The sequence below is a fragment of the Psychrilyobacter sp. genome (assembly GCF_037132775.1).
Lineage (GTDB): Bacteria > Fusobacteriota > Fusobacteriia > Fusobacteriales > Fusobacteriaceae > Psychrilyobacter.
Genome location: NZ_JBAHZY010000078.1, coordinates 22646 through 35385, shown reverse-complemented (window position 1 = coordinate 35385; position 12740 = coordinate 22646). Strand labels below are relative to the sequence as shown.

The window sequence follows — 12740 nt, the reverse complement described above, 5'->3', positions numbered from 1 at the left end:
TTCTCTAATTAGCTCTTTTCGTGCTAATTCATCAGGGGATAAATCTTTTCTTTTTTTTCTCATAAAAAAACCTCCAAATTAATGTAATTGTAGTTTACACTAATTTGGAGGTTTACACAAAATATGAGACAGACCCTCTTTTTAATCACCTTTACAGTTTAATTAATAGTTTTACCTTCCTTAAGAAAGCTATTTATATGGGAATAATGACTCCTAATAAATTAAAATACTTAATAGAAACTCCTTGGAACTAAATTTTGAAATCTAGTTTTTTTATTTTTAAAGGAATTACTTTAAAAAATATGTAAATCTAAGTAAGGCAAAAAAATAAAAGGGAGGGACTTATGAATTCTTATTCAGATGTGGAAAAAAAACTATGGCCCAAATATCGTGATGAAATAAATCATTCTAGAAATACCATAGAAGTTGAAGGGGTATTTACCATGCAGGTGGCGGATCTTTTAAGTGAAATTCTAGGAGAAAAAATCTATTCGGAAGATATTCTTTTTCAACCCAGGGAAGAATGCCATTACAGATTTACAGATAAATTATTGAAAAATGAAAAATTTAAAGCAGCCTTTGAAAATTCGGATTTAGGAGCTATTATAGACAGATTTATTCATTCAGCCAATAGCCGGTATATCCATCTGAGTAAATCACCTGAAAAGACTAATTCCAAGATAAAAAGACATTAATCCCTGGTTATTCAGGGATTTTTTTTTGCTATAAAAGTACTTTTTATTTTTTAATTTTGTTCTTTAAAAATGAAAGATTCATGAAATCTGTGAAGTGGAAAAACATCTCTATCTATGGTATAATTTTATGGTTAAATGGATAGTTGTGCACTGAGTGATGACTAGAATAAATTATGAAAAATAGCAATAAGAGGTGAAAAATAGATGATAAAAATATATATTGCTCCCATGGCAGGAGTGACAGATTATACATATAGAAGAATTATGAATGAATTCCATCCGGATTTGATGTTTACGGAGATGATAAGTGTAAATGCAGTGAAGATGGCCAATGAAAAAACAATAAAACAAATGCTTAGATTATTACCCAATGATGGAGTGCAGATTTTTGGTAGAGATATAGACGTTATGGTGGAATGTGCCAAATATGTAGAAAGTTTAGGAATAACCTATATAGATGTAAATATGGGATGTCCTATGCCTAAGATCACAAAGAATGGCTATGGATCAGCTCTATTAGAGGATCCAGAACATATAAAAAAATTGATGACAGCCATAAAAGGTGCCCTAAAACCTGAAACGAAATTATCTATGAAGATAAGAATAGGTTATAAGGAGCACAAAAATCCGGTAGAGATAGCCAAGATAGCAGATGAATTAGGCCTTCACCATATTACAGTCCATGGCAGAACCAAAGAACAGATGTATAGTGGAACAGCTAATTGGGATACTATAAAACAGATAAAAGAAGCTGTGTCTATACCAATTATTGGAAATGGTGACATATTTACAGCTGAAGATGCCTATGAAAAAGCTACCGAATCAGGGGTAGATGGGATAATGTTGGCTCGTGGAATATATGGGAATCCATGGTTAATCCAGCAAATAAAAGAAAGATTTGAAACTGGAGAAGTGACAACGAAAATAACATATATCGATAAGATTGATATGGCATTAAAACATATAGAATATATGAAAGAAGACTATCCTGAAAAACAATTTAATTTTGAGATAAGAAAACATCTATGCTGGTACCTAAAAGGAGTAACTGGTGGAAATAAGATAAAAAATCTACTGAATAAGATAGATAACTATGATGAGATAAGTGAAATATTGATACGGTTGAAAAAAAATTAAAGGAACATAATTCACAATAAGAGGTAAAAAAATAAAATTAAAAGTGAGGTTTAGATAATGAGTAAAGAGACACCACTCATGAAACAATATAAAGAGATAAAAGAACAAAATCAGGAGAATATCCTATTTTTTAGGTTGGGAGATTTTTATGAAATGTTTTTTGAGGATGCTGTAATTTGCTCAAAAGAATTAGGTATAACCCTAACCAGTAGAAATAAGGAAAAAGGACAAAGTGTTCCCTTAGCAGGTATACCATATCATTCGGCAGCAGGATATATATCAAAATTAGTGGCTAAGGGATATAAGGTAGCTATATGTGAACAGGTGGAAGCTGCTAGTGAAGCCAAGGGTTTAGTGAAGAGAGAAGTTGTAAAGGTTATCACTCCTGGTACGGTAATAGATACGGACTATCTCGATGATAAGAGTAATAACTATCTTTTAGGGATAATAATTAGAGAGGATAAAGCAGGGATATCTTATCTAGATATAACTACAGGAGAATATAAGGTAACCCAATTAGAAGGAAAAGATATAATATCTAAAGCCATAAATGAGATATATAAATTGTTTCCTACAGAGATATTGGTAGAGAGTAGAACACTAGAAAAATTTAACGAGGAATTCGATGATTATAGGAAATTAAATGAAATTGTTATAAACCCCATAAATAAAATAAAAAATGCAGGGGAGATATTAAAAAAGTATTTCAATGTGATCTCTTTGGAAAGTTATGGGATAGATAGGAAGGAGCTGGCTATAGAAGCCGGTGGATTTGTTTTGGAATATGTATTGGAGTTACACAAACATAATGAACTTCCCATTCAAACAATCTCCTATGACAATAGGAATAACTATCTAGAATTAAATCTAGCCACTCAAAAAAACTTGGAATTGGTGCAAAATACAAGGGAAAAAACTAATATGGGAACTCTGTTGTGGGTCCTAGATAGATGTAAAACTTCTATGGGAACTAGGATGCTGAAAAAAATGATAAAGAACCCTCTTTTAAATGTTGATGAGATAGAAAAAAGACAGGGAGATATAAAATATTTTATAGATGAAGTTTTAGTCCGTGAAGATGTAAGGGAAGGATTGAAGAGTATCTATGATTTGGAAAGACTCATAGGGAAGATAATCTTAGGAACTGAAAATGCAAGAGATCTTATAGCTATTAAAAAATCTATAAAATCATCACTAGAAGTTATAAAAATATTGGGAGCAAACCAGATGTTTACTACCGATATAAAAAGACTGGTGGAGATCTATAATCTGATAGAGACATCTATAGTGGAGGAACCTCCGTTTTCCATAAGGGAAGGTGGGATGATCAAAACTGGTCATAACGAAATTTTAGACGAACTCCACATGATCTCTAAATCAGGGAAAAACTATATTTTGGAGATAGAAAAAAAAGAGAAAGAAAAAACTGGAATAAAAACTCTGAAGATAAAATACAATAAAATATTTGGTTATTTCTTAGAAGTAAGCCGAGCTAATTCTCATCTGGTACCAGAAGAATATATAAGAAAACAAACTCTGACTAATGCTGAAAGATATATAACCCCTGAATTAAAGGAATATGAATCGACTATATTGAATGCCAAGGGGAAGATAGAAGGTTTAGAATATAATTTGCTGAAAGAGATATCAGGGAAGCTGGTAGGAGAGATAAAATTGTTGCAAAAACTGGCTTTTGGACTAGCCTATGTAGATGTAATTGCATCTTTAGCTGATGTAGCCACTAAAAATAACTATGTATGTCCAAAAATAGTAGAGGGATATGATCTAGAGATAATAAGTGGTCGTCATCCAATTGTGGAAAAACTAGTTATGGGAGAGGGTTATATAAGTAATGATCTTATTTTAGATGAAGAGACCAAGGTAATTGTCCTGACAGGGCCAAATATGGCGGGTAAATCTACCTATATGAAACAAGCTGCTCTTATTATATTGATGGCTCAAATGGGTTCTTATGTGCCGGCAGCAAGTGCTACTATAGGTATCGTAGATAAGATATTTACAAGGGTCGGAGCCAGTGATGATCTGGTAAGTGGGCAGTCTACATTTATGGTAGAGATGAGTGAAGTAGCTAACATAGTAAATAATGCTACAGACAGATCTTTTGTTATTTTAGATGAAGTAGGTCGTGGAACTTCTACATTTGATGGATTGTCTCTGGCCAGCTCTATCACAGAGTATATCCATGATAATTTGGGGGCTAAAACTATATTTGCTACCCATTACCATGAGCTAACAGAGTTAGAATATAAATTAAAATACCTATCTAACTATAGAGTAGAAGTCAGCGAAGCTAACGATGAAGTGATATTTCTTCGTGAAATAGTAAAGGGCGGAGCAGATAAATCTTATGGAATTGAGGTAGCTAGGTTGGCTGGATTACCAGCAGAAATACTGCTGAAAGCCAAACAACTTTTACAAATTTTGGAGACGAAAAAAGCTATAATTGAGGAAAAAATAGGGTCGGAACAACTATCACTATTTGGAGAAACACCTATAAAAATAGAGAAACCAAAAATTATAGAGCCACAAATAAGTGTAGGGGAAAAGAAAATTTTAGATGAGATAGCTAAACTAGATGTAAATAATCTGACACCACTAGATGCTATGATGAAATTAAATGAATTTAAAAACTTATTGGTGAACTAATAAGTTTTTAAGTCAATAAAGATCAGTTCTTTCCTTGGTGTCGTTTACTCTTTGGCAAAGAGCAACCATAAAAAAGATGAGTTTGTGACGATTAAAAGGGGGTAAATATGCTCAAAAAAATGTCATACTATATAGGTGGAATACTTTTAGTGGTATTTGTCTACTTTAACTATATAAAGGAACCTGAACAAATAGAAAAAAAAGGTAAGGAATTTCTAGTAACCTCAAATGTTTCTTATGATGTGGAAAATTATCATGTAGAGGCAGAGAAGCAGATCGACGACACTGTGGCTAAAAAAAGAACCTTTGAGAAAGCTATAGCTGTATTTGATGGGATGAAACTGTCTGGAGATAATGCTCTAGTAGACGGTGCAAATAATTTATTTTTAGAAAATAATATACTGGGAATATCTCAAAATGGGTGGAAGATAGAGGCTGAAAAAGCTAGCTATGACCAAAAATCAGAGAAAATATATGCCAGTAATCAGGTGAAAGCGTACAATGAAGAGGAGGGCCTTACCCTTTACGGAGATTCATTGGTTACAGATACAAAATTAGAAGATTTAAACTTAAAAGATGATATAAGGGTAGTTACAGACAAGATGCAGCTCAGTGCAAATTTTGTGCATTATAATGATGTAACTAAGATTTTGAATATAAAGGAAAACATCAGGATAAGAGGTACAAAATTAGGTAACTTACAAACTGATGAACTATCTGGGCACTTTAAAGAAGCTAGATATGATGGAATAAAAAAAACTATCCATGCCCAAGGGGATTTTGTCGTATATTATAAGGGGGCAAACCTTCGAGCGAAAGATCTTAAATATGATGAAATTACAGGGAATTTTATTATATCTAAAGATATAGTGATAGAATTTGAAAATGGAAAACTAAGTATGGATAAGATAAATTATGTCGCCGATGAAAATAAGATGCATTTCATAGGACCTCTTAGGGGGAAAAATGGTGACTTTAATCTGAATGCAGATAATGGAGTGTATGATGCTCTGAGTGGGATGTTGAAAATAGACGGAAACATTAAAATATACAGTGAAACAAGTAAACTTTTAGCTGACAGTGGAACCTATAATACAAAAACTGGAGATCTCTACATGACTTCTAAAAAATTAGTGAGCTATGAGGATGTAGACAGAAAAATACTTACTAAAGATCTGACTTACAACAGTAAAAGCAAGGAATTAAAACTATTAAATAGCTATGACTATAGGGGCAATACCTATGAGAGCATAGGAAAAGAACTTTATTATAACGACGAAACTAAGGTGGGGAAAATTATAGATGGTAGTTTTAAAGGATCAAAAATAGGTGGTAGGGCTGATAAAGTTGACTTTAATCTAGAAAAAAAATCATACATATTTAAAGGAAATGCTGAAGTTATTCTTAGTGGTTCTATCTTAAAGAGTCAAAGGATAGATGTGGATGATGTAAGTAAAAAAGCCTATATCTATGGAAAATATACAATTTATAATCCAAAGGATAAGATAACTTTTTATGGTGAAAATGCAGAGTATAATATAGATATAGGAGACTTGATTTCTAGAGGACAAGTGAAGGTGATCCAAGATGAAAAAATTATGACGGGGGAGAATTTAACTTATAACTCTAATACGGGCCTTGGAAAGATAGAAAAAAATATAGTTATTGTCGATAAAGGCGGGTCTAAGATGATAGGAGACCGAGGAGAATTTGATACTAATAACTATGCTGAGATCATTGGGAATCTAAGGATAATAACAAAAGGTTCCACTCTATATGCTAATCGTGGTAAATATATATTTGTTGAAGAAAGGGTAAATATTCCTGGGAACATTAAAATAATATCTAAAGATGGAAGTGCAAATATGAATGATGGAATTTATTTTATTGCTGAAAAAATGCTAAAAGCTAAAAACTTTAATGGTATAAGTGGTAATAAAAAAGCATCTGGTGATGAGATGAATTACTATATCTCGAGACAGGTTGTCCAGTTGAATAAAAATGTAGTGGTACAAAATCCAGAGATGAAATTTATGGGTAGTCAAGTGGAATATTCCTTTATTACAGATGATATTTATACTTCGGAAAAATATAAGATCTATTATGAAAACTATATAATAGATGGAGAAACTGTGAAGGGTAATATGAAAAGTGAGATCTTAGATGGAACTAGAGTGAACTTAACATCATCTACAGGGGAAAAACTTTATGGTGATTTTATGTTTGGAGATTTAAAAAATAGGCAGATAGATCTAGATGGTAATGTGCATGTTCTTGCCTTTAATGTAGATAACAAAACGCAGAAAAAAGAACCTGTTAAGATAAGAGGTGACACAGCTAAGGTATTTTTATATGAAAATGCGAATGGAGAACTATCTATTTCAAGGTCTGAGATAAAGAAAAATGTAGTCTATGAATATCAGGATATGATCCTATATTCAGGTTATATGGAAGTAGATTTAATAAAAAAAATAGCTTTGGGACGTCGTGGGAACCGTCTAAATATAGGAGGAACAACCGATATTAAATCTGAAATCACTGATATCGATATGAATACAGAGGTAGTAGTTCTTATAAAAAACGTGGAATTTAAAAACATAGATGAAGACGACAAAGTCATGACTGCATCATCTGATAAAGGGAAGATTTTTAATAAAACTAAGATTGCTGTTTTGCGAGAAAATGTTATAGCTGATACAATAGAAATTCATATTGAAGCTGACTATGCAAAATATTTTATGAAAACAGGAATATTGAATGCTAAAGGAAATGTAAGGATAGATTATAAAAAGTAGGGGGTAAAATTTGAAGAGTATAATTGCTCAGAATCTCTGTAAAAGTTATAAGAAAAGAAGAGTTGTAAATAAAATAAGTTTAGAAGTACATAAGGGTGAGATAGTTGGACTTTTAGGGCCTAATGGAGCGGGGAAAACTACTACTTTTTATATGATCACAGGGATTGTAAAACCTGAATCTGGAAGAGTTTTTTTTAATGAACAGGATATAACAGATTACCCTATGTACAAGAGAGCCAATATGGGGATAGGGTATCTAGCTCAAGAACCATCTATATTTAGAGACCTAACTGTAGAGGACAATATCCTGGCTATCTTAGAGATGAGAAAGATAAATAAAGAGGAAAGAATTAAGATAAAAGATGATCTGTTGGAAGAGTTTAAACTTACTCATGTGGAAAAATCAATGGGATATTCCCTCTCTGGAGGAGAAAGAAGGAGGGTTGAGATAGCGAGAACAATAGCTAACAATCCTGATTTTATTCTGTTGGACGAACCCTTCGCAGGGGTAGATCCAATAGCTGTAGCGGATATTCAAGAGATCATAAGATATCTTAAAAAAAGAGGATTAGGTATCTTGATCACAGACCACAGTGTGAGAGAAACACTGGGAATTACCGATAGGGCCTATGTAATGGCTGAAGGGGAACTCCTAATAAGTGGAACACCAGAGGAAATAGCCAACGACGAAAGAGCAAGAAAGATCTATTTAGGAGAGGGATTTAAATTAGATTAGGTTATCTGATTTTTTGCTAACTAGATGTGATATAATAAAAATTAAGAAAAATAATAAGTAAAAGATTAACCATGAATTTAAAACAAAATATTAAAATAAAACACTAGAAAAAATATATCTCGGGGGAATAAAAATCTGAGGGTAATTTGACTTTTTAAATTTTGGAGGATATAATGAATAATTTAACGGGTAGCGAAATCAGAAGAAAATTTATAGAATTTTTTGAAGGAAAGCAACATAAACACTACGAGAGTGCATCATTGATACCAGATGATCCCACGCTATTATTGACGGTAGCTGGAATGGTACCTTTTAAACCTTATTTTTTAGGGCAAAAAGAAGCTCCTACACCGAGAGTGGTTACACACCAAAAGTGTATCAGAACTAATGACCTTGAAAACGTAGGAAGAACTGCTAGACATCATACTTTTTTTGAGATGTTAGGAAACTTTTCATTTGGAGATTATTTCAAGGAAGAGGCTATAGCTTGGTCTTGGGAATTTATCACAGAGGTATTAAAATTAGATTCAGAAAAATTATGGATATCTGTGTTTACAACAGATGATGAAGCTGAAGAAATTTGGAATAAAAAAATTGGTGTACCGATGGAAAGATTGATAAGACTAGGAGAAGATGATAACTGGTGGTCAGCAGGACCTGTAGGATCGTGTGGACCTTGTAGTGAAATCCACGTAGATCTAGGAGTCGAGTATGGAGGAGACGAAAACTCGAAATTAGGGGACGTGGGAACAGACGATAGATTCATCGAGATATGGAACCTGGTATTTACTGAACATAATAGGATGGAAGATGGATCGTTAGAGCCATTACCAAAGAAAAATATCGATACAGGAGCGGGTCTTGAGAGGATAGCTGCAATGGTACAGAAAAAAGCCAACAACTTTGAGACAGATTTAATTTTCCCTATTATTAAAAAATCAGGAGAGCTAACAAATTCTGAATATACATTTGGAAAAGATAATAAAATTGATTTTTCATTGAAGGTAATCGCAGACCATATAAGAGCTATTACATTTATGATAAGTGATGGAATATTACCTTCTAACGAGGGAAGAGGATATGTTCTTAGAAGGATCTTGAGGCGTGCAGTAAGACATGGAAGATTATTGGGGAATAAGGAAAATTTCCTGTATAAACTAGTGGATATAGTAATAGAATTAATGGGAGAACCTTATCCTGATTTAATTAAAAACAAGGATCATATTGTGAAGATGGTAAGAATTGAGGAGGAAAAATTCTCAACTACCTTGGATCAAGGAATGACCATTGCATTGGATGAGATAAAAAAAGCTAAATTGGAAAGTAAAGCAGAATTAGATGCTGGTGTAGTATTCAAACTATATGACACTTTTGGATTTCCATATGAACTTACAGAGGAGATTTGTGAAGAAGAGGGAGTAACTATTTCTCACGATGATTATCTTGTAAAAATGGAGGAACAGAGGGTAAGAGCTAGATCATCTAGAGAAGTGATAAAGGAGGCTGGACAAGATTCATTTATAGAAGAGTTTTTTGATAAATATGGGAAAACTAACTTCGTTGGCTACGAAACATTTGAAACAAAAGCTAAAATATTACATGTAAAAGACAACAATGAAGGAAACTATACAGTAATTTTTGATAGGACTCCATTTTATGCTGAATCAGGTGGACAATCTACCGACACTGGTAAAATAATCGGAGAAGAGATCTTTGGAACAGTTATAAGTGTAAGAAAGCAAAAAGATATATTTATCCATACTGTGAAGATGGCAGAGGGTGGAAACAAGTTAAAAAAAGATTTAGAACTAGAATTATCGATCAATAAACATAGAAGAACAGAGATAAAGAGAAACCATACGGCGACACATATATTACATAAGGCTTTAAAAAAAGTTCTTGGAGATCATGTGCAGCAGGCAGGATCATTGGTATCACAAGATAGACTAAGGTTTGATTTTACTCACTATGAAGCAACAACAAGAGATCAAATAAAAGAAGTAGAAAAAATTGTGAATGAGCAAATTTTTAGAAATATTCCTTTGACTATTGAAGAACTTTCTATGGATGAAGCTAAAGAAAAAGGCGCAACAATGTTATTTGGTGACAAATATGGAAGTAAAGTAAGGGTTGTAGAAGTACCGGGATTCTCTATGGAATTATGTGGTGGAACCCATGTAGAAAGAACTGGAGAGATTGGACTATTTAATATATTGACTGAAACCGGAATTGCTGCTGGAGTAAGAAGGATAGAAGCAACAACAGGGTTTACTTCATATAAGGTAGTAAATGAAATGGAAGATGGAATATTTGAACTGGCTAAGATATTAAAATCGGATACTAATCATGGACATTTAATTGCTAAAGCAAATAAGGTAGTAGAGGACTTAAAGACTGCTAATAAAGAGGTTGAAACACTTAAATCTAAATTGGCTGGATATGAAGCTAACTCACTATTTGATAATGTAGAAGAGATCAATGGTGTAAAAGTATTGATTGCTGCATTTAAAGATAAAGAAGCAGGTGGATTACGTGAAATCGTAGACAAAGCTAAGGATAAATTAGGTAGCTGTGTAGTTATCCTAGGAACAGATAATGGGAAAGCTGTATTTGCCGTAGGAGTAAGCAAAGATCTTATGGGGAAGGTAAAAGCCGGAGATTTAGTTCGTGAGATTGCTAAAATTGCTGATGGGAATGGTGGAGGAAGACCAGATTTCGCTCAAGCAGGTGGAAAAAATGGAAATAAAATTCCTGAAGCTTTAGAAGTAGCAAGAACTATATTAGGAGAGAAACTTTAATTTCCTAAAAAATAAAAAATGGTCACGGAGCTACACAAAGGATAAAAAAAAGTTGAACGGAGAAAACCTCTGTGAAACTCTAATTTAAATCTCAGTGGCTCTCTGTGTTCCAAAAAGTTTTTGATTTTAATCCATGGAGATTAGTGGTGAAAAAGAAGTGAAAGTAGGAGTAAATTTATGTATAAAGTATATCTTTCTCTAGATGTAGGGGATGTAAGGATAGGAGTAGCTAAATCTGATATAATGGGTATGATAGCAACTCCTTTAGAAGTAATAGATAGAAGGAAAACCAAGGCTGTAATGAGGATAAAGGATCTCTGTGAGGAGCATAATACCAAGAGTATAGTTATCGGTATTCCAAAGAGTTTGGATGGAACAGAAAAACGTCAGGCTGAAAAGGTAAGGGAATTTATAGGAAAATTGAATAAAAAGATAGATGGATTAGAATTTATAGAGATCGATGAAAGGTTATCAACGGTATCAGCTGATAAGATGCTACAGAATAACGGTGTAAAGGGTGCTATAAATAAAAGAAAGACGGTTGATCAGGTAGCCGCAGCAATTATTTTACAAACTTATTTAGATATGAAGAGGTAGTACGAAATTTTTTGTATGTAAAATTAGAAAATTAAAATTTTTAAATAATTCGGCTAAAAAAGCCGTTAGGGGAGGCAGGAAAAGTGGCTAGAATGAGAAAAGGATATTTGTATAGAATAATATTTGTGGCAGTAGTTGTATTGAGTGCTGCATGGTTTACAGTGACTAAACCAGTAAAATTAGGATTAGATCTAAAGGGTGGGGTATATGTATTACTCGAGGCAAAACCAGAAGAAGGACAAATATTAGACAATGAAGCAATGGGAAGACTTATTGAAGTATTGAATAGAAGGGTAAATGGTTTAGGAGTATCTGAATCTTCTGTGCAAAAAGTAGGAGATAAAAGAGTACTGGTTGAACTTCCTGGAATAACTGACACAGAGCAAGCAATAGAGATGATTGGAAAAACTGCACTTATGGAATTTAAGATACAAAATGCAGATGGGACATTGGGCGAAACTTTATTGACCGGTGGAGCATTAAAATCAGCAGCAGTATCTTATGATAGCTTAGGAAGACCTCAAATTTCGTTTGAAATGACTCTAGATGGAGCAGCAAAATTTGCTGAAATAACTAGAAATAACATAGGGAAACAACTTGCCATCACAATGGATGGGGTAATTCAAACTGCTCCTAGAATCAACAGTGAAATAGCTGGAGGACAAGGAGTTATCACAGGAAACTATACAGCAGAGGAAGCTAAAAAAACTGCATCATTATTAAATGCAGGGGCTTTACCAGTAAAAGCTGAGATCTTGGAAACAAGATCAGTAGGAGCAACACTAGGAGATGAATCTATAGCTCAATCAAGAAAAGCTGGAATTATAGCTATAGGGCTTATTGCTGTATTTATGGTGATTTTCTATAGATTACCAGGGTTGGTAGCTAATCTAGCACTGGTTTGTTTTGGTCTGATTACCTTTGCAACACTTATTTTTTTTGATGCTACTCTCACGTTACCAGGGATTGCAGGGATCATCCTTTCAGTCGGAATGGCGGTAGATGCCAATGTAATTATATTTGAGAGAATAAAAGAAGAATTGAGGTTTGGAAACACAGTAATGGCTTCTATAGAGGCAGGGTTCAAGAAAGCATTCAGTACAATAATGGACTCAAATATCACAACCCTTATAATAACAACGATCTTATTTACTTTAGGAACGGGGCCTGTAAAAGGATTTGCAATAACACTGACTATCGGTGTACTTGCATCGATGTTTACAGCTATCACAATAACTAAGGTATTACTTAGAGGATTTATAATGTTATTCAAAATAGATAAGCCAATCTTATTCGGTGTTAGGGGGAAATAATA

Annotated in this window: 8 protein-coding genes; all 8 read left to right on the top strand. The window is 33.4% G+C overall.

Features of this window, described 5'->3' with window-relative positions; genetic code table 11:
- Positions 1–344 precede the first annotated feature (344 nt).
- The 8 genes from V5784_RS05320 (at position 345) to secD (ending at position 12738) form a co-directional block, all read left to right on the top strand.
- On the top strand, positions 345–695 hold the full coding sequence (locus tag V5784_RS05320) for a hypothetical protein (protein ID WP_336888005.1): 351 nt from the start codon (positions 345–347) through the stop codon (positions 693–695).
- A 204-nt stretch (positions 696–899) separates the two neighbouring features.
- Positions 900–1832: a tRNA dihydrouridine synthase DusB gene (gene dusB, locus V5784_RS05315; protein WP_336888004.1), complete on the top strand. Its 933-nt coding sequence runs from the start codon at positions 900–902 to the stop codon at positions 1830–1832.
- Between the two features lie 57 nt (positions 1833–1889).
- Positions 1890–4499, top strand: a complete 2610-nt coding sequence (gene mutS / locus V5784_RS05310; RefSeq protein WP_336888003.1) for a DNA mismatch repair protein MutS — start codon at positions 1890–1892, stop codon at positions 4497–4499.
- 107 nt (positions 4500–4606) lie between these two features.
- On the top strand, positions 4607–7294 hold the full coding sequence (locus V5784_RS05305) for a hypothetical protein (RefSeq protein ID WP_336888002.1): 2688 nt from the start codon (positions 4607–4609) through the stop codon (positions 7292–7294).
- Between the two features lie 10 nt (positions 7295–7304).
- Positions 7305–8030, top strand: a complete 726-nt coding sequence (gene lptB / locus V5784_RS05300) for an LPS export ABC transporter ATP-binding protein (protein ID WP_336888001.1) — start codon at positions 7305–7307, stop codon at positions 8028–8030.
- Positions 8031–8203: 173 nt separating this feature from the next.
- A complete protein-coding gene (alaS, locus tag V5784_RS05295; RefSeq protein WP_336888000.1) occupies positions 8204–10828 on the top strand; it encodes an alanine--tRNA ligase in 2625 nt (874 codons plus the stop codon).
- A gap of 177 nt (positions 10829–11005) precedes the next feature.
- Positions 11006–11425 (top strand): Holliday junction resolvase RuvX, encoded by a 420-nt coding sequence (ruvX, locus tag V5784_RS05290; RefSeq protein WP_336887999.1) that lies wholly within the window; start codon positions 11006–11008, stop codon positions 11423–11425.
- Positions 11426–11517: 92 nt separating this feature from the next.
- Positions 11518–12738: a protein translocase subunit SecD gene (gene secD, locus V5784_RS05285; protein WP_336888007.1), complete on the top strand. Its 1221-nt coding sequence runs from the start codon at positions 11518–11520 to the stop codon at positions 12736–12738.
- The last annotated feature ends 2 nt before the right edge of the window (positions 12739–12740 follow it).